Source organism: Oceanisphaera marina (genome assembly GCF_014643915.1).
Taxonomy (GTDB): domain Bacteria; phylum Pseudomonadota; class Gammaproteobacteria; order Enterobacterales; family Aeromonadaceae; genus Oceanimonas; species Oceanimonas marina.
Genome location: NZ_BMKE01000018.1, coordinates 24,415 through 43,730 on the forward strand (window position 1 = coordinate 24,415; position 19,316 = coordinate 43,730).

A 19,316-nucleotide genomic window follows, 5' to 3' on the forward strand; every position below is an offset into this window, starting at 1 on the left:
GTAAAGCGGAAAGGGGACGATACCCTTACCCCTTTCACACATTACTGACTCGCTTCATCTACCAAGTAGAGAATGGACTCGTAATTGATGCCACTGTGATGGCTGAGCCCCAGCTCGCAGGTGCGGCTATTGCTTATGCCTCGAGTACAACCATTCGGTACTTGCTGTTTGAGGGTAGCCAGTGCCGAAGCGTTAAGCTCGGGCAGGGTAAAGCCTTTGTCACCGGCAAAGCCACAGCAGCCGATGTGCTCCGGCACCACCACTTTGCTGGCACAGCGTTGCGCCAGCTGCAGCATTTTGTCTGCCAGCCCCATGCGTTGGCTACTGCAGGTAATGTGCAGCATGACGGTGTCAGGTACCGGCGTGAGTTGCAGCCGTGCCAATGCATGGTCCAGGATAAAAGCGACCGGCTCATAAACGGTTAGCAGGCGGGTGAAGTTGTCCTGGCTGAGCTTGGCACAGGGGCTGGTATCCATTAGCACCGGCCAACGGCCTTGCTCCGAGGCTTGCCATAAATGGGTTTCCAGCTCCCGAGATTTATCATCGGCGAGATCAGGCATGCCTTTGCTTTGATAGGGCATACCACAACAGAGGCTATTTAAATCCCGAGGCACTATGACATCGAAGCCGGCCTTTTCCAGCACCGCCAGGGTGACTTTGGTCAGTGAGCGGGGGTCTTGGGCATTCGGTGATTGTCCCAGGGTACGGCTGGCGCAAGAGGGAAAATACACGACTTTGGAGCGACCTTGATCCACACCTTGTGGCCGATGCCGGTTGGCGATTGGAGTCGTGGGCAGCCACAGCGGGACCGTGTTTTTGCTTAGTTTGCGCAATCCCTGATTAAGGTGGGTCATGGTCTGGCTACCCAGCAGCTTGCGAGCCATGCCGGCGGTATTTAGCCCGATGGCGACGGCCTGGGTAGTACCTGCGAAATGTCCGGCACTCCATCTGGCGATAGATTGAAACCTCTGATATCGCGCACTGCGCAGTTTACGTATCAGATCACCGGTGTTAATGCCTACCGGACAACGCTGCTCACACAGGCCGGTTGCGGCACAGGTATCGATACCCTGATAGTCAAATACCTGCTGTAGGTTGTCGTCTATGACTTCGTTGTTGGCCTGTCGTCGCTGCAGCTCTCGATATAGTACTATACGTTGACGCGGCGTCAGGCTTAAGTTTTTTGATGGACAGACTGCCTCACAAAAGCCACATTCTATGCACTTATCCACTAATGGATCGGCGGCCGGTAATGGTTTCAGGTTGTTAAGGTGAGCCTTAGGGTCGGCGTTAACGATCACACCGGGGTTGAGAATGCCATTGGGATCAAACAGCGCCTTGATGCGCTGAATTAGCCGATACCCTTCGTGCCCCCATTCCAGCTCAACATAGGGTGCCATATTACGTCCGGTACCGTGTTCTGCTTTTAATGACCCTTGATACTCCACCGCGACCAACTGGGTGACCGCATCCATAAAGTGGCCGTATCGATCTCGCTCTTCCTGATTGTCGAACCCCTGGGTAAAGACGAAGTGCAGGTTACCCGCCAGGGCATGGCCAAAGATAATGGCTTCATGATAACCAAAGCGCTCGAACAAGCTGGTCAGTTTACGCACCGCTGCGGCGAGATGTTCCACGTGAAACGCTATATCTTCAATCACCACTGTGGTGCCGGTTTCTCGCACCGCACCCACCGCGGGGAACATGCCTTTTCTCATGGCCCACAAGGTGGCGCAGACTGTTGGATCTTGAGTAAAGGGTACCTGGTTTAGTGGAACAAATGCGGTGATGGCCGCCATGGCTTGCTCACAGCTATGCTGTAACTGGGCTGCACTTTCTCCGTGAACTTCAATCAGCAGGGCGGCGGCCTCATCATCCAGAGTCTTGATAAAATCTGGCATACCGGCGTTGTTGGCGATGGAACGCAAGGCTCGGCCATCCATCAGCTCCACGGCGGCAACCGGGGTGTTGGCCAGTTCGGTTACCGCCAGACAGGTGGTTTCTATATCGGAATACACCAGCAGGCAAGACGCCTTGAACTGATGATCGGGTACCGTGTGATAGGTGATGTCATTAATAAACCCCAGGGTGCCTTCCGAGCCAATCATCAGGTGAGCGAGCATATCGAAGGGATCGGCAAAATCGAGCAGGGCGTTCAGGCTGTAACCCGTGGTGTTTTTCAGTCGATACTTATGCTGAATCAAGTCAGCCAGACTCGGATTCGTTGTCACTTCTTGATGCAGCTGCCGCAAACCAGCCAGTAATTGCGGCTGTTGCTCGGCGAAACGAGTGCGGCTTTGTGCATCCTGCGTGTCCAGCAGGGTACCATCGGCCAGCACCACACTCATGCCTGCCAGGGTTCGATAAGAATTTTGCGCCGTACCGCAGCACATGCCAGAGGCATTATTTGCGGCAATACCGCCGATTTTGCAGCTATTGATGGAAGCCGGATCCGGGCCTATCTTGCGGCCAAAGGGTGCCAGGTATTTGTTGGCATCGGCTCCAAGAACACCCGGTTGCAGGCATATTTTTTTACCTTGTTCACTGATGTCATGCTGGCGCCAATCATCGGTCAGAGTGATCAACACCGAATCCGAAATGGCTTGCCCCGATAAGCTGGTGCCTGCAGCACGAAAGGTGCAGTGTATCGCGTGCTGGCTACATAATTGCAGTACCCGTATCACTTCAGCGGTATTGGCCAGTCGCAATACCATTTTAGGTACCAAACGATAAAAACTGGCATCGGTGCCGTAAGCAAGACAAAGAGCTGAATCGGTGATGATACGGTTATCCGGTAAAAACTGCTGTAGTTCAGCAATCAGCCGGTGATACTGGGAAGCCATTAAAGATCCTTTATGCTAGTGCTGAAGGTGATTGAGGGGCAGGGGAACAGTCACCTGATAATAGAACGGGGTTGCTGTCATTAGATATCCTCCAGAATTAGAACCAGTAGCTGCCTGGGGCCGTGGGCGCCATAGGCTAAGGTTTGTTGGATGTCGGCCGTCTTGGAAGGGCCTGAAATCAGCAGCAGATTAGTGGGCATACCATTAGCCCAGCCTTGTTCCTTCATCATGGCCGGCAAATTAGTATGCAGTGTCGAAGCCTTGAGGATAGCAATATGACAAGGAGGCACCAAGGACAGGGTTCGAGGCTCTGCCACGTTGGGCCAAAGCACCAAGGTGCCAGTGGCAGCAATCGCGCCATGGCATCCGGTGATGCCGGCGTCTACCTGGTTGAATAGCTCATCTTTCCATTGTTCCAGCGGTGTATCGAAAAGCAGTTGTTCGGCATGGCCGGCCAAGGCTTGAGTAATCTCGGAATGGAAGTCTCCGCCGGTACCGGTAGTAATTCGCTTTAGTCCCCGCTTGTTGATCTGAGCTTGTAGTGTGGTAATCAACTCGGCATGTCTCAGTGTGTATACCTCGGCATGATTTTGTTGCAGCAAGTCGACCAGTCTGGCGAGCATAGTATCTTGGTCGGTTTCATCCCAGACAGGATAATCCGGGTCATTGACGGGCAGCGGTTGAACTTCTGCCTGACGCAGACGATTGAGAATAGCGTTACGAGCGGTCGTCATTATTTGTTCCTCTTGGCCATCAGCTCGCGCAAGGTATTGGCTGCGGGCTGTGGGGCGGTACGACAACGAGTCCATGGTCCAAGCTTGCTGGGTATCAGACCCCGCAGGCGGGTGGCAAACCAGCTTGTCATTCGGTATAAGGCCGGATGACTGGCCACTATGCCAAAACTGCGCCAGGCAAAGGCTTCCAGATTGGTTTTGGCTGCACCTTGACCACGTAGTGCCGGCACCCCCGGGCGAGGGTCTTGTTTGGCTTCCCGACGTAGTCGCAGTAACATTTCAGGAATGGGAATCCGTACTGGGCATACCTCGCCGCAGGCACCGCAAAGACTAGAGGCTGTGGGAAGATCCTGGGTGGCTTCCAATCCCATCATGTGAGGCGAAATAATCTTGCCAATGGGGCCCGGATAAACCGTACCGTAAGCATGGCCGCCAACCCGAGTATAAACCGGGCAATGGTTCATACAGGCACCGCAACGAATGCACTGTAATGTCTTGCGTATTTCTTCGTCGACGAAAGCCTGGCTGCGACCATTGTCCAGCAGCACCAGATGCACCTCTTTGGGGCCGTCCAGTTCACCGTTCTTACGTGGTCCGCTGATCATGTTGAAATAGGTCGTAATAGTCTGACCGGTCGCGGAGCGGGTGAGCGCGCTGAACAAAGGTGGTACATCGGCCAGAAATTCAACCACTTTTTCGATACCGGTAATGGCGATATGCACGTCGGGCACAGTGGTGCACATGCGGCCATTTCCTTCGTTTTCTACCAAGCACAAGGTGCCGGTTTCGGCGACCGCGAAGTTAACTCCAGATATTCCGATGTGAGCGCTACGAAACTTCTCACGCAATACATTGCGTCCGGTTTGAATTAACGAGTCTACGTCCAGAGTGTGCTTGAAGCCGGGCACGTGCTCGGCAAACAGGTCCGCCACCTGCTTTTTGTTTTTGTGAATGGCGGGCATGATGATGTGCGATGGCGTTTCGTTACCTAACTGGACTATATATTCTCCCATGTCGCTTTCCAGGCAGTCGATGCCTTCCTTCGCCATGGCGTGGTTCAGCTCTATCTCTTCGCTCACCATCGACTTGCCCTTGACCGCCAGCGTACCGCCATGGGATTGAATAATATCGGCAAAGAGGGCGTTGGCTTGCTCGGCATTTTCAGCCCAGTGCACCTGAATGCCGTTGGCGATACACTTGGCTTCTAGCTGTTCCAGTAAAGACGGTAACTTACTCAGGCAGCGCTGGCGAATAGCCTCGGCTCGATCACGAATCGTGCTTTCTTCATGTGGATCGGCGAAGGCGCTTTGGCGTTTATCTCGTAGATAATCCATGGCGCCACGGAAGTTGGCTCGCAGCTCAGGATCGGCGAGAGCAGCCTCAGCTTGTGGATGAAATAGTTGCGGTTTATTGTGCATCTGAACTCTCCAACCGGTTCAACAGGAACGTTGCTAAATGTGTGCCTTGCAGGCTTTTTCCCTGATATTCCAGTGCACCATTGATATTGAGTAAACAGCCCCAGTCAGCACTAATTAATTGATCGGCTTTGGTCTCGGACAGGTGTTGAGTCTTGTCTTGTACCATGGCTTCGCTAATCGCAGGGTGCCTGACCGAAAAGGTGCCGCCAAAACCACAGCACTCACTTTCGTAGGGCTGCTCGCGGAGTTCTACTTGGCTCAGCTGGCCCAGCAGTTGACGACCGGTGATGTGTACCTTCATTTCACGGCGGGCGGCACATGAGGTATGCAACACGACCGAAGTAGCAGGACCTTGGTCATCTAGTTTTATGCGACATACCTGCACCAGAAATTCGGTCAATTCAAATACTCGATCACAAAATTGGTTGACCGATTGTTCATGCTCACTACCAGCAAATAGCCGACGGTAGTGATGGTGCATCATGCCACCACAAGAACCGGACAGTACAACAACAGGCCAAGATTCAGGAAAGAGGGCCATCTGGCTTAGAGCGATGGTTTTGGCGTCATCTTCATAACCGGAAGAGTAGGCTGGCTGACCGCAGCAAGTTTGTTCGGGGACATAAACAATCTCAACGCCAGCCCGCTCCAGCAGCTTCATGGCATCCAATCCACTTTGGGGCGAGAACATGTCTATCAAGCAGGTGGCATAGACATATACCTTTTTGGGCTTAGCGGGATAAATGCGAATAGCTGACGACATAGGGTCATTCCTTTCAATAATGCGACTTAATTAGTTGGTTAAAAGCGAGGGCCTGTGTATTGGCTCCTCGCTTTTGTACTATTTACTTACCGATAGAGGATATGACTCAAGATAGCTCCAGCAAGGGATCCGATATACCCAGCCAATAAATGGCAAGCATGCCGATGATGGCAGTGAATACCAGATAATAGAGGGTAGGTAATGCCGTCTTGCGTAAGGTCATACCTTCGCGACCGAGTAAACCAACGGTGGCAGAAGCGGCAACCACGTTATGAATGGCAATCATGTTACCGGCGGCAGCACCGACTGCTTGCAATGCGACCATCATGGCAGTGGATACGCTGAGCGTTTGGGCAACCTCAAACTGAAACTGAGAGAACATCATATTGGATACTGTGTTTGAGCCGGCAATGAAGGCCCCCAAAGCACCAATGACGCCACTGATCGCAGGGAAAAAGTCACCGACCAAGTCTGCTGCAACCCTGGCGGTCATCACCGGCATACTGACAATATCAGCTTCGTTAACGCCGGAGTTGATAAAGATACGGACCATGGGCACGGTAAACATGAGTACGAAACCGGCACCAATCAGGGTGCGGGATGACTCGGTTATTGCGGGTACCATGTCTTTGAGTGAACGGGTCTGTGTTAGTACCGCCACCAGAGAAACCATGATCAGAATGCCACCCGGCAGGTATAAAGGCTGAATGCTGGCGCTCACACCGGCCTCACCAAGAATATCGCTAAACGCCATGCTCCAGCTGGTGAGTAAACCTTTGAAGCTGTCACTGGTACGACTCAGCACCAACAATATTGGTAATAGCAAATAGGGGAACCAAGCCAAGGCCAGGCCGATAGGTTTTTTCTTCAGATCTTCTTTGCTAATAACCAGAGATCCTAACCATTCCTTAGGCCAGTTTTTTTCTTCTGGAAAGTCGAAGACACTCTTGGGTACCAAAAAGCCTTTACGTGCTGCGGGTACCACAATAGCCAGTGAGACCAAACCACCGATTAAAGAGGGAAACTCAGGACCAAGCACAATACCGGTAATGGCATAAGGGATGGTAAACGCCAGGCCGGCAAAAATAGCGAATGGCAGAATATCCAGACCTTCCAGCCAGCTCTTCTTCTGGCCGAAGAATCGGGTAAGCATCATGGACATGAACAAGGGCATCAGGATGCCGATGATGGCATGAGTGACTGATACATAGCTCGTCACGGTTTGCAGATAGGCTTCCCAGCTCGAACCTGAAGCGGCCAAGGTAGTACCAATCGCATTACTGTCCACACCTGAGGTCACACCAACGACAATAGGCGTGCCCACGGCACCAAAGGAGACTGGTGTACTTTGAATCATCATGCCCATCAAGACCGCGGCCAAGGCAGGAAATCCTAAAGCAACCATTAATGGTGCTGCAACGGCTGCGGGAGTACCGAATCCTGAAGCACCTTCGATGAAGCAACCAAAGCACCAAGCCACAATAATGGCTTGAATACGCCGATCCGGCGAGATGGCGGTGAAGCCATTACGGATGCTGGTGATGGCACCGGTATGTTTTAACGTATTGAGGAGTAAGATAGCGCCAAATATAATCCACAATAAAGAAACGGATACCACTAATCCTTGTAAGCTGGAGGCGATTACTCGTGTCGCCGTCATATCCCAAGCAAACAGGGCAACCAGTACAGTTAAGATAAATGCCAGCGGCATGGCTCGTTTGGCTGGCCATTGCAGACCAACCAGCAGAACCGCGGCGAGCACAATAGGCGAGAATGCCAGTAGTGCCAACAGAGAATTATTAAGCATAGAGTCCTTTCCTTGATAAGATGTTAGCGGTGATCAAGCAACGTGCTGCGTCCTAGAGTAGAGACGTACAATGTGTTAACGGTATGTAACCTATTCTGTTTTTTTTTATGGATATATAGACTTAAAGATATACACTGTTTCCAAAACTGGATGAATGATGCCAAAAACAGATGATCTGGTGCTATTTGCCCAAGTTATTGAACTTGGATCCTTCAGCAAGGCGGCTGAAGTCAACGGGCTGACTAATTCTGTGGTGAGCAAGCGCATTGCACGATTGGAAAAAGTGCTTGGTACTACGCTTATTTACCGTACTACACGGCGTTTGACGCTCAGTGAGGCTGGTCGAGTGTTGTATCAACAGGCTCAGTTGGTCGCACAGGCATCAAAGGATGCATTTGAAGCAGTTAGCGGCTTTAGTCAATCTCTTCAGGGGCATATTCGGATATCAGTACCCACTATTTCTGGTGAGTTAATCTTGGCTGAGGCGATAGCTGAGTTTTGTGAGCTACACCCGATTATCTCGGTCGATATGTCATTGGATAATCGTTTCGTAGATCAGATTAAAGAAGGATATGATCTGGTGATCCGTACGGGGCATCTAGAGGACTCTAATCTGATTGCTCGTCGTCTGCTCGATTCGCGTTGGACCATATGTGCTGCGCCTAATTATATTAGCCGTCATGGTAAGCCACAGACTCCAGAGGATTTATTACAACATAACTGTCTTATATACAGCTATCAGGAAAGTGGAGCCCGGGATTGGCTATTTACTCAGCATGGTAAAATTTATCCGTTACGAGTTAGCGGTAATTTTTCCACCGATAACGCCGCAGCTTTACGCAAGGCTGCTCTAGCGGGCCATGGAGTAGCCTATGTGCCACGTTGTTTGGTGTATCCGGATCTTCAGGCAGGCAGTTTAGTAGAGCTGTTACCTCATCAGGTTGGCAAGGTGTTGGGTATTTATGCTGTTTACCCTTATAGCCGTCAGCCACCACGTAAAATAAAGCTACTGATCGAGCATATCCGATCTCGCTATATGGATATAAAGCATTACTTTTAACGAGGTTAACCATGATTAAAACCGCCATTATTGGCTACGGCCAGTCAGCCAGTATTTTTCATTTGCCGTTTATTGATAGCCTGTCGGATTTTGAGCTGGTCGCCATCAACACCTCCAAACCTGAGCGGGCGGCACAGGATTGGCCAGACGTAACGGTATATACCGATGTAGATCAAATGCTGGCGGAATCTGGCGCGCAACTGGTGGTGATTACCGCACCCAATGAAGTGCACTATGAATTGGGGCGCAAGGCGCTGAATCTGGGGCTGCATGTAGTGATGGAAAACCCCACCGTGACCCAGTTGCACCAGGGGGCCGAGCTGATGCGCCTGGCAGACAGCAACAAGCTGTGTTTGATTCCGTTTCATAACCGCCGCTGGGATAGTGATTTCGTTACCTTGCGCAAATTGCTGGCCGATGACACCCTGGGGCCGATTCATGGATTTGAGTCCCATTTCGATCGCTTTCGTCCTCGAGTCAGAGCCGAGCAGCCGGGGGTGGGCGCGGGTGTCTGGTTTGATCTTGGCGGACACCTGGTTGACCAGACCCTGGTCTTGTTCGGCAAGCCGCAGTCGGTGACGGCGCGTTGCTTGTCGATGCGACCGGGATCCGAGGTAACCGATTATTTTCATGTGCAGCTGCATTACAGCGATAAAGAAGTCTTGTTGCATTCCAGCCCATATCATCCGGGCCCTACGCTACGTTTCAAGCTGCAGGGAGAGCGGGGCTGTTATATCAAACGTGGCTTCGATCCTCAGGAAGAACGTCTGCAAAACGGCATAGTGCCGGATTCACCGTATCTGGCGAAAGAAGCAGAAGCCGATTACGGGGTGTTTTATTCCGATGACGAACCCCAGGTTATCGAATCGGAAATTGGTGGTTACCGTTATTTCTATCAGGCCACGGCACAGGCTATTCGTGGAGAAGGTCCCTTGCCGGTGACCATGCAAGACGCCCTGGATGGGCTCAATATCATTAATCTGGCAGAACAAAGCTCGCTGGAAGGCAAAACAATGTCATTGAGTGCCACTACCTTCAGAGACATCTAATAGCTGGCCTAACCAACAGTTTACATAAAAACGGCGACCTTTAGGTCGCCGTTTTGCATGGTGGGTGATGCAGGCTGTGTGTTATCTGCTAAGCAGAATATAGGCGATGATCAATCCGGCGATAAACAGGGTTTCCAGCACCACCAGCAGTACCGGCTTCCAGCCGACCGAGAGAATGTCCTTGAGCTGCGTACGCACACCCAGTGCGGCGATGGCGGTGAGCAGCAGCCAGGAGGAACTGCCTGCCAGCGGCTGGCTGACGGCGGTGGGAATCCACCCCAGACTGTTGAGGATAAACAGCGCCACAAAACCGAGCAGAAAACCGGGAATCGCCACCCCTTTACCACTGCTGTTTTCACCACGTTGCCGCGCCGCCCGCTGGATCAAAATACCTATGGTCATCACGATGGGGACCAGCATGGCCACGCGCAGCAGTTTAACAAAGGTACTCAAATCGCCCACTTCGTTCGACATGCTGTAACCGGCTCCCACAACCTGGGCGACGTCGTGAATGGTGGCGCCGATAAACAGTCCGGCCTCCTGAGGTGATAGCGCCAGACTGGTACTGATCATGGGGTAGAAAATCATGGCCAGCGTACTGAGGGTGGTAACGCTGATCACGGTGAATAGCGTATTGCGCTTGGTCTGTTCACTTTGATCCAGCACGCTGCTGATGGCCATGGCGGCGGAGGCCCCGCAAATAGCCACCGAGCCACCGGTAAGGGTGCCGAATGAAGAAGAAAACCCCAGCATGCGGGCCATGACCACGCCAAAGCCTATGGTCAGTACCACAGAGGAACATACCATCAGTAGCGGTGACCAACCCAGGGTAAGCACGTCGCTGAAGGTGATACGCAGCCCCAGCATGGCGACCCCGATGCGTAACACCGTCTTGGCGGAAAATTCCAACCCGGGCAGGCAAACGGACTCCTGGCTGAGAAAGTTGAATGCCAGGCCAAGCAGTAACGCCATCAGCATGGCGGGGGCGCCATATTGTTGCGACAGGAAGCTGGCAGCGATGCCGATGGTCACGGCTACACAAATGCCTGGAAAATAGCGTTTTCTGGTATGTTCAATTTTTTGCAACATGCCCATCACAGGGCTATCGGTGTCTGCAGGCATGAGAGTTGTCCTTGTTGATTAATCACGACGCCAGGCGGGTCATCCGAACAATGGCGACCTTGGTATATTTTCATAGTAAGAGCTAGGCCTGGGTGTATCTAATGCCTTTTTATAGCTGTGCTGTTACTTTTATGCATACAATGCTGCATCATTCAGTTAACGAGCGAAAAATGAAAAGCGAATGGTTACATGATTTCGTTGCTCTGGCCGAGCAGGGAAATTTTTCCAAGGCTGCGGAAACTCGCTTTGTAACGCAGCCTGCCTTTAGTCGGCGTATTCGTTCACTGGAAAACTGGCTGGGCGTGCCGCTGGTATGCCGAGATCGCTACCCTATGGTGCTGACCGAAGCCGGAGAAAACTTTCTGGAGCAGGCCCGGCTGTTATTATCCCATATTTACGGTATTCGTGGGCAGTTACGCCAGAGCCTGAATGAACACCGCAGCCTCAATTTTGTGGCGCAACCTTCGTTGGCGGTCACCTTTTTTCCCGCCTGGATCCATTCGCTACGGCCCCAGTTAGAAGACAGTTTTATCCGTTTGAATACCTGCCATTACCATGATGCCATCGAGCAGCTCATGTCTGGCGCGGCGGATTTTTTGTTGTGTTTCTCCAGTGACGACAAAAGTTCGGAGCTTGATCGTCCGGATGTAGAGCGCCTGGTGGTGGGGCAAGACCGCTTGGTGCTGGTCACCGGGGTTGATGCTGCTGGTCTTCCGTTGCATTCGTTGTCTGCCGAGATTCCGCTGCGCTTGTTACTCTACCCGCCAACGTCTTTTCTGGGGGCGCTTATTCAACGAAAATATTTGCCCGCCTTGAGTGAGCAACCGTGTTTGCCGGTGTGTGAAAATGCGCTGGGCGAAGGGTTGAAAGCATTGGCGTTACAAGGAGAGGGGGCGAGCATTTTACCGGCGAGTCTGGTCAGAGAAGAGCTGGCCGAGGGAAAACTGGTGGAGTTGCCGTTATCGGTATGGGTAGGACTGGATATCGAACTTTGCTGTCGGCCTTGTTTCAGCTCGGAGCAGGTCGGACTTAACTGGCAACGGATCCGTAACACCATGGCTAGCTGACGGTATTCGGTCGGCGGCAGGCGCCGCCGACCAACTGGCGATTATGACTCAGTTTCAGCTGGCGTATTTTCGCCGCCGTGGCGACGCTGCAGTGCCAGGCCTTGCAAAAAGTTACGCAAGAACTGATCGCCACAGGGTTGATAATGCTTGTGACCGGGCTTGCGAAACAGTGAGGTCAGCTCGGGCTTTCTGACTTCAAATCCTGCCAGCGACAGCAGACCAAGAATGTCTTCTTCCTTTAACTGCAGAGCCACACGCAGCTTCTTGAATATCTGATTATTCATCGGTTCGGCCTGTTCCGGCTTGGGAGCCGGGCCACCTTCGCGCGGGCCGCGATTTTTCAGGATCAGGCCGTCCAAAAAGCCCAGAATTTGCTCATTGCTGCAGCTGTGATAGTTGGCATCTTCTTCTTTTGCCAGCAAGGCCAGCAGCTGAGGCTCGTCGATGCTGATCTCACCCAAACCAAACAGGGTGATCGCTTCTTGGTCTTTTATATCCAGGGCATAGCGGATACGGCGCAAAATATCGTTATTAGTCATTGCTGCTTTGCTCCGTTTTTTGATTATCTTCTGGTTTTTCTTCCGCTTTTTTCACCCGAATTTTTTGACCGTCCACCTCGATACCGTTCAGGCTTTTGATGGCCGCCTTGGCTTGTGCCGGATTAGGCATAAAGGCAAAACCAAAACCCTTGGAGTTCTTGGTGTTGGGATCCATCACCAGATGGAAATAATGTACTAAGCCATAAGGAGCCAGCAGCGCCAGTACTTGTTCTTCGGTAGTTAGACGGGACAGGCCCCTGATCATGATTTTCATGGTGTCTCCAATATGACGCCGCTGCGTAATACAAAGTGATAAATAATAAGAATGGACTTGGTGTTAACAGCATAGACGCTGCTTAACTCAAGGGGGTCGCGAGTGTAGCAGTTTGTGTGGCTGACGTCTGCCTGCTTGTGGGCGAGAGCGGGGAGAGGGAATGGATAAAAAAGCCGACCACAGAGGGTCGGCTACAGGGTTGATAAGCGTTACAAACTGCGAACTCGCTGGGCCAGCACCGAGAAGTCGAACGGTTGGCGATGGGGGACGAGTAGTAGCAGAGCCGAGATCACAACCGGTACCAGCGTGGCCAGCAGGAAGGACTCCAGCAGGTAGTTGATCTCTGCACCCGGAGCCGGGAACAACCAGAGTCCGGCTACCAGTCCCGAGAAGGTACTGATCACGGCGTTATAGCTTTGGTAGCGCGCATTGTAAAAGCCGAAGAACACCGGAAAGGCGGCGGCACAGCACAACAGATCGGCCAGCAGGAACAGATAGAGAACACTGAAGCCCTGTGAGGCCACTATCAATACGGGAATGGACAGCAACACAATCAACCAGCGTGACAGCCCCAGCAGTCTGTTGGCGCTTAACTCGGGCAACAGGCGACGTAAATCTACCACCATCATGCTGGAAATTCCGCTGATGGTGGAATCGGCGCTGCTCATGATCAGCGCCAGACCAAAGGGCAGCAAGCCTATGGCAAACCACAGCGGAATATTCGACAGCAAGACGTTGAATAAGGCCACAGAGCCGTCACCCGGCAAGGCCAGCCCGACAAAGGCCAAACCAAACAGGCCCATGATAAAAATGGCGACAAAGCTGAACAGGCCGCTGACGATAAAGCCGTTGCGAATCGCCTTGTTGTCCTGAGCGGCAAAAATGCGCTGCCAGGTCCCCTGATAGAAAAGGCCGGTCAGTACCACGGCAATAAAAAAGGTCAGGCCGGATTTAAAGCCGGCCATATCAAAGGGGTTAAGCAACTGGGGCGCTTTTTCTTTCAGTCCGGCGATGGTGGGGGCCAGTCCGCCTACGGCTTGCCAGCCAAACATGATCAGCAATGCCAGAAACGGCAAGATCACCAGCATCTGTACCCGGTCGGTAAAAATGGTGACCTTAAGCCCGCCATACAGGGTGTAGAGCAGGGTGGCTACCATTACTATGGTGGCCGTTACCCATAAGGGGACCGGCGCCAGCAGTTCAACCATTTTGGCGATAGCCGTCAGCCCGGCGGTGAGCGAAATAAACATGTAAAACATCATGATTACCATCACGAACAGGTACATGGTTTTACCGTAACGATGCAGTACAAATTCGGTCAGGGTATGGCCTTGCGGGATCAGCTCACGCAGGCGCTTGCCCAGTGGAATCATCATAAAGCGGGGCACCAGGGCACCCAGAGCATAGCCGGTAACGGCGCCAATACCGCCCCAGGTAGCGGCTTCGGCCGGGCCAAACAGAATCCAGGTACCCAGGGTGGTGGCCAGCAGCGTCAGCATGGTGGCGGTCCCATTTTGACTGTTGCGAGCCACAATGAAGTCTTCGAGGTGATCTTGCTGGCGGCGGGCGTAAATCAGCCCGGGTATGGCAAAAACGGCGGCAAATAAACAGAGCCAGAGAATGGCATCGGTAGTACTTAGCATGGGTTCTCCCTTTGCCTATCACAGGCAAGCATAGTGATAATAGCCAGTCATTGGCTACAGAATGCCGGGTAACAGCGGGCCATACAGGAGGGAGAGTGAGGGTAAGTCATTTCCTTCCCTTCGCCGGCATTATCCGGATCAGGTTCGAAGGGTTACCGCAGCAAATTGCGGAATCTCAGCCAATTCGGGTGTTAGAACAACACCCCAGGCTCCCCCAGGAATTGCGAAGAGAGTAAGAAGAATCCGGATGCTTGTCAAACTTCTGGCGGTGCGGTGAAGGGTGGAGAGTAAATAGTGAGGAGGACGAGATAAACCAGTGCCGCAGGCACGACGGCTTAACACATCACACCAAAACCTACTTTTGCCACGAAAGAACACGGAATCAACGGAAAAATAGTGATCTGAAATGACTCTTAATGATAGAAACCAAAGCTATAAAAAAGCCCCAAGTTTTGGCTCGGGGCTTGTTCTTTCGCTCGGCGCTAGGGGTTGCTTGTCCGCTTCACTCCTTACACTTCACCCTTCACAATAATTACTTCACCATCCAGCTGATGGTTTCTCCGGCGCGAATGGGTACCAGTTTGTCACCTGCCAACTCCAGGGTGTCGGGTACCGTCCAGGATTCTTTTACCAGAGTGATGGTATCGGCATTGCGCGGCTGGCCGTAGAAGTCCGGGCCATGGTGGCTGGTAAAGGCTTCCAGCTTGTCCAGCGCACCGGCTTCTTCAAAGGCTTCGGCATACAGCTCCACGGCGGCGTGCGAGGTATAGGCACCGGCACAGCCACAGGCGGCTTCTTTACGGTGCTGAAAATGCGGCGCCGAATCGGTCCCCATAAAAAACTTTTTGTTGCCACTGATGGCGGCACGCACCAGCGCTTGCTGATGAGTGTTGCGCTTGAGAATGGGCAGGCAATAGAAGTGTGGGCGTATACCGCCTACCAGCATGTGGTTACGGTTGAACAGCAGGTGGTGAGCGGTGATGGTCGCCGCGACGTTGTCGCCGGCCTGTTCGACGAAGTTGACTGCATGTTCTGTGGTGATGTGCTCGAGCACGATTTTCAGCTTGGGGAAATCACGCACTACATCGGGCAGTATGGTCTCGAGAAACACCTTTTCGCGGTCGAAAATATCAATGCTGGCGTCGGTGACTTCGCCATGAACCAGCAACAGAACACCCGTTTCCTGCATCACGTCCAGTACCGGATAGATTTTCTTGACGTCGGTAACGCCCGAGTCCGAGTTGGTGGTGGCACCGGCTGGATACAGCTTGCAGGCCACGATTTTGCCACTGGCCTTGGCACGACGGATCTCTTCCGGGTCCGTCTTGTCGGTTAAATACAGGCTCATCAGCGGTTCAAATTGGCTGCCCTGGGGGCGTACGGCCGTAATACGGTCGTAATAGGCCAGCGCCAGCTCTGTGGTGGTGGCCGGCGGCAGCAAGTTGGGCATGACCAGGGCACGGCCCAGATAACGGCTGGCATCGCGAACCGTGTCTTTAAGCTGGTCGCCATCGCGCAGGTGCAAGTGCCAGTCGTCGGGGCGGGTGATGGTCAGGGTGGTCTGTTGTGAGGTCATCTCGGCGGGTTCTCCATTACGTCCAGACCTGCATTATCCACTGCCAGGCGGTTTTAACCAAACCCTCTGGAGCTTTAAGCGATCAGCCGTCAGCTTTCAGCTAAAGAATAAACACCGTTTTTGCAGTCTTACCGGACTTAATCCGGTATCTCGCTTTAGTCAGGTTCTGTATTACTTATGTTTTGATTTATCTTCTGGCTGACAGCTTTCAGCTGACAGCTCCCCGAAGGGGATAGGGTATGTTATGGTCTGGGTCGTGACACGGGGTGTCTGGCAGCAAAGCTGCTTGGCTGAGATAACACCCGTCGAACCTGATCCAGTTCATACTGGCGAAGGGATGTCAGCCTTGCGGCTCGCGGCAATGATTGCCCATCCATGCCTTCGCCTCTGACTTTTTAGAGGTAGCAATGCACACTTCCATTCATCTCAACGAACAATTGGTACTGGTTACCGGTGGTGGCCGCGGTCTGGGCGAGCATCTGGTACGGGCTTTTCTGCGCGAAGGCGCCAGGGTGGTCATCAACTATCTGAACAGCGCCGAAGCGGCCAACCAGCTGGCGGCGGATTACCCTGAACAGGCACTGGCGCTGCAAGCGGACGTGACCGATGCCGCCGCCGTACAAGCCTTGTTTGCCAAGGCCAAGGCCCATTTTGGTCACCCGATCACCACTGTTATTAACAATGCGCTGCCAGCCTTTTCCTTTAATGGCGATGCCCGGGAAAGTGCCGAACAGCTGAGCTGGAGCAATGTGCAGCAGCAGTTTGAAGGCGTAGTGAAAGGTGCCCTTAATACCACTCAGGCTGCGTTGCCCGGCATGCGCGAAGCCGGTTTTGGCCGTATCGTCAATATCGGTACCAATCTGTTTCAGAATCCGGTGGTGCCGTATCACGATTACACCGCTGCCAAGGCGGCCTTGTTATCGCTGACCCGTACTCTGTCGCAAGATCTGGGCCCTGATCAAATCACGGTGAACATGGTGTCCGGCGGCCTGCTGCGTACCACTGATGCCTCGGCGGCCACTCCCGAAGCGGTGTTCGATTATATTGCCGCCGCTACGCCACTGCGCCGTGTGACCACGCCGGCCGAGTTTGCCGATGCCACCTTGTTCTTTGCCTCCCCCTGGTCTCGTTCTGTTACCGGTCAGAATCTGGTGGTGGACGGCGGTTTGGTGAAAAACTAATGGCTTCTACCAACGACAAGCAACGCATGATGCACCTTAATTTATTTTTATTTGGCTGTGGTCATCACAAGGGCGCCTGGCGCCATCCCGATTCCTCGGTTGAGCGACTAGGCGACATTCGCTATTACGAGCAGCTGGCGCAAACCGCCGAACGCGGCAAGCTGGATGCGGTATTTTTTGCCGATGGTCAGTCGGCAGGCAATGTCTCCGATGGCAGCTGGTGGTTCCTGGAGCCGCTGACCGCCATGGCTGCCATGAGTCGCGCCACAGACAGCATCGGGCTGATCAGTACCGTTTCCAGCACCTTTTACACGCCCTTTCATGCGGCCAGAATGATGGCCTCCCTGGATCATATCTCCGGTGGGCGCATGGGCTGGAACGTGGTGACCTCCATGTTTGATGTGGAGGCACGTAATCACAACTACGAATCTATGCCGGTGCATGCAGATCGCTATCGTCGAGCCGACGAATTTGTGGATGCGGTGCTTAAACTATGGGATTCCTGGCAGTCCGATGCGCTGAGCTTCGATCGTTTCGGCCATTATGCCGATCCGGAAAAAGTGCAGCCCATTCATCACAAAGGCGAGTTTTTCCTGGTTGATGGGCCATTGAATGTACCGCGCCCACCCCAGGGACATCCGGTGTTGTTTCAGGCTGGCGCTTCGGAGCAGGGCCGTGAGCTGGCTGCACGCCGCGCCGAAGCCATTTATGCGGTAGCTTACGACTTGCCCGCCGCCCAGGATTATTATCGTGATATCAAGCGCCGTGTGGCTGCCGCCGGTCGTGGTGTTGACGTCCCTATCATGCCGGGTCTGGTCACCTATGTGGCGGCGACCGAAGCCGAGGCGAAGGCCAAGCAACGCGAGCTGGATGAGTTATTGCCGGTTGAGGCATCATTGCGCCAGCTGGGTCTTTATACCGAACAGGATTGCATGAACTGGGAGCTGGATGCGCCCGTGCCTGGCTTGCCGTCGCTGGAGGCCTTTACCGGCCCCAAGGGCCGCTACAGCACCATTTTACGGATCATAGAAACCGAGCAGCCCACGGTGCGCCAGTTGCTGGGCCGACTGGCGGCCGGCGGGGGTCACTGCACCATGGTAGGCACGCCGGAACAGATCGCCGACAAGATGGAACTGTGGTTTCGTAACGAAGGTGCCGATGGCTTTAACCTGATGCCCCCTTCGTTGCCCGCCGGCATAGAAGACTTCGTCGATCAGGTGGTGCCCGAGCTGCAAAAGCGCGGCCTGTTTCGCACCGAATATCAGAGCGATACCCTGCGCGGTCACCTGGGACTGGCCAAGCCGAAGTAACACCAGACTGCGGATAGCGATAAGCGACTCATAATCTGCCTAAAGGGACACCACGAAACGTCGTGTGTCCCTTTTTTCTTTGGCTTATGGCGTAAAGTGGACCGCTTGTTTTTTTTCTAAAAAACAAGCTAGGCTGATAAGCGTGATTGTTTAAACCTAGGAGCTAAAATGCATATCTTGATGGTCATGACTTCTCACGATCAACTGGGCGATAGCGGCAAAAAAACCGGCCTGTGGCTAGAGGAGTTTGCCGCGCCGTATTACGTACTGAAAGACGCCGGTGCCACTATCACGCTGGCGAGCCCTCAGGGCGGCAAACCGCCGATAGATCCCAATAGCGTCGATCCTGATGCGCTTACTCCGGCCACCGAGCGGTTCTCGGGCGATACGGATGCCCAGACCCAGTTTGCCAATACCCACGAGCTGAAAAACTTTTCAGCCCTTGAATTTGATGCGGTGTTTTATCCCGGTGGGCACGGACCACTGTGGGATCTGGCCGAAGACTCGGATTCCATCCGTTTGATTGAAGACATGATCGCGACCAATAAACCGGTGGCCGCCGTATGCCATGCACCGGGCGTGCTGCGCCATGCTAAAACGTCGGATGGCCAGCCCTTGGTGAGCGGTAAACGGGTCACCGGTTTTAGTAACAGCGAAGAAGCAGCCGTACAATTGACTAATATAGTGCCGTTTCTGGTCGAAGACATGCTCAAGGCCAATGGCGGTGACTATCGCAAGGCGGATGACTGGCAGGTTCATGTTGAAACCGACGGCTTGTTCATCACGGGGCAAAATCCGGCGTCATCCGCCGCCACCGCCGAGGCCTTGCTGGCGCTGCTGCAGCGATCGCTTCATTAACAGGTTTAAAGACTTCTTTGCCACGGAAGAACACGGAACGCACGGAAAAATTAAACTAAGATAAGAGCGAAA

The 19,316-nt window shown here is 53.2% G+C and carries 16 protein-coding genes and 2 riboswitches; of the genes, 6 read left to right on the top strand and 10 right to left on the bottom strand.

The genetic code is table 11. From position 1 onward, the window contains the following. Positions 1-41: 41 nt before the first annotated feature. The 5 genes from IEW52_RS11335 to IEW52_RS11355 form a co-directional block, all read right to left on the bottom strand. The gene (locus IEW52_RS11335) at positions 42-2,843 is read right to left on the bottom strand and encodes an FAD-binding and (Fe-S)-binding domain-containing protein (RefSeq protein WP_188630191.1); all 2,802 of its coding nucleotides are present in this window, start codon (positions 2,841-2,843) and stop codon (positions 42-44) included. An 80-nt stretch (positions 2,844-2,923) separates the two neighbouring features. Then, on the bottom strand, positions 2,924-3,577 hold the full coding sequence (locus IEW52_RS11340) for a LutC/YkgG family protein (RefSeq protein WP_188630192.1): 654 nt from the start codon (positions 3,575-3,577) through the stop codon (positions 2,924-2,926). Continuing rightward, a complete protein-coding gene (locus tag IEW52_RS11345) occupies positions 3,577-4,995 on the bottom strand; it encodes a LutB/LldF family L-lactate oxidation iron-sulfur protein (RefSeq protein ID WP_188630193.1) in 1,419 nt (472 codons plus the stop codon). Before IEW52_RS11345 ends, IEW52_RS11340 begins: the two co-directional genes overlap by 1 nt. Beyond that, entirely contained in the window at positions 4,985-5,758 is a 774-nt protein-coding gene (locus IEW52_RS11350; RefSeq protein WP_188630194.1) for a (Fe-S)-binding protein, read from the bottom strand. Before IEW52_RS11350 ends, IEW52_RS11345 begins: the two co-directional genes overlap by 11 nt. 106 nt (positions 5,759-5,864) lie before the next feature. Next, positions 5,865-7,565, bottom strand: coding sequence for an L-lactate permease (locus tag IEW52_RS11355; RefSeq protein WP_188630195.1), 1,701 nt, complete (start codon positions 7,563-7,565; stop codon positions 5,865-5,867). Between the two features lie 154 nt (positions 7,566-7,719). Between IEW52_RS11355 and IEW52_RS11360 the strand changes: the two genes are divergently transcribed. Then, a complete protein-coding gene (locus IEW52_RS11360; RefSeq protein WP_188630196.1) occupies positions 7,720-8,625 on the top strand; it encodes a LysR family transcriptional regulator in 906 nt (301 codons plus the stop codon). Positions 8,626-8,636: 11 nt separating this feature from the next. Then, on the top strand, positions 8,637-9,674 hold the full coding sequence (locus tag IEW52_RS11365; protein WP_188630197.1) for a Gfo/Idh/MocA family oxidoreductase: 1,038 nt from the start codon (positions 8,637-8,639) through the stop codon (positions 9,672-9,674). Positions 9,675-9,755: 81 nt separating this feature from the next. Here the strand turns inward: IEW52_RS11365 and IEW52_RS11370 are convergent, their stop codons facing one another. Beyond that, positions 9,756-10,796: a YeiH family protein gene (locus IEW52_RS11370; protein WP_188630198.1), complete on the bottom strand. Its 1,041-nt coding sequence runs from the start codon at positions 10,794-10,796 to the stop codon at positions 9,756-9,758. 170 nt (positions 10,797-10,966) lie between these two features. Here IEW52_RS11370 and IEW52_RS11375 point away from each other — a divergent pair, with 170 nt between their 5' ends. Beyond that, positions 10,967-11,863 (top strand): LysR family transcriptional regulator, encoded by an 897-nt coding sequence (locus tag IEW52_RS11375; RefSeq protein WP_188630199.1) that lies wholly within the window; start codon positions 10,967-10,969, stop codon positions 11,861-11,863. Positions 11,864-11,904: 41 nt separating this feature from the next. Here IEW52_RS11375 and IEW52_RS11380 read toward each other — a convergent pair whose 3' ends face one another. The 4 genes from IEW52_RS11380 to pyrC all read right to left on the bottom strand — a co-directional run bounded on the left by IEW52_RS11380 (position 11,905) and on the right by pyrC (position 15,895). Further along, positions 11,905-12,402, bottom strand: coding sequence for a YehS family protein (locus tag IEW52_RS11380; RefSeq protein WP_188630200.1), 498 nt, complete (start codon positions 12,400-12,402; stop codon positions 11,905-11,907). Next, positions 12,395-12,676, bottom strand: a complete 282-nt coding sequence (locus IEW52_RS11385; RefSeq protein ID WP_188630201.1) for an RNA recognition motif domain-containing protein — start codon at positions 12,674-12,676, stop codon at positions 12,395-12,397. Before IEW52_RS11385 ends, IEW52_RS11380 begins: the two co-directional genes overlap by 8 nt. A 209-nt stretch (positions 12,677-12,885) precedes the next feature. Then, positions 12,886-14,319, bottom strand: coding sequence for a sodium:solute symporter family transporter (locus IEW52_RS11390; RefSeq protein ID WP_188630202.1), 1,434 nt, complete (start codon positions 14,317-14,319; stop codon positions 12,886-12,888). A gap of 98 nt (positions 14,320-14,417) precedes the next feature. Further along, positions 14,418-14,545, bottom strand: a riboswitch (TPP riboswitch). A 306-nt stretch (positions 14,546-14,851) separates the two neighbouring features. Continuing rightward, on the bottom strand, positions 14,852-15,895 hold the full coding sequence (pyrC, locus tag IEW52_RS11395) for a dihydroorotase (protein WP_188630203.1): 1,044 nt from the start codon (positions 15,893-15,895) through the stop codon (positions 14,852-14,854). Between the two features lie 252 nt (positions 15,896-16,147). Beyond that, positions 16,148-16,250, top strand: a riboswitch (TPP riboswitch). A gap of 52 nt (positions 16,251-16,302) precedes the next feature. On the opposite strand from pyrC, the gene IEW52_RS11400 reads away from it, so the two are divergent. The 3 genes from IEW52_RS11400 to IEW52_RS11410 all read left to right on the top strand — a co-directional run bounded on the left by IEW52_RS11400 (position 16,303) and on the right by IEW52_RS11410 (position 19,244). Next, on the top strand, positions 16,303-17,076 hold the full coding sequence (locus IEW52_RS11400) for a 3-oxoacyl-ACP reductase (RefSeq protein WP_188630204.1): 774 nt from the start codon (positions 16,303-16,305) through the stop codon (positions 17,074-17,076). Then, a complete protein-coding gene (locus IEW52_RS11405) occupies positions 17,076-18,386 on the top strand; it encodes an LLM class flavin-dependent oxidoreductase (RefSeq protein WP_229667913.1) in 1,311 nt (436 codons plus the stop codon). The genes IEW52_RS11400 and IEW52_RS11405 overlap by 1 nt, the downstream gene beginning before the upstream one ends. A gap of 168 nt (positions 18,387-18,554) precedes the next feature. Continuing rightward, positions 18,555-19,244, top strand: a complete 690-nt coding sequence (locus tag IEW52_RS11410) for a type 1 glutamine amidotransferase domain-containing protein (protein ID WP_188630205.1) — start codon at positions 18,555-18,557, stop codon at positions 19,242-19,244. Positions 19,245-19,316 lie beyond the last annotated feature (72 nt).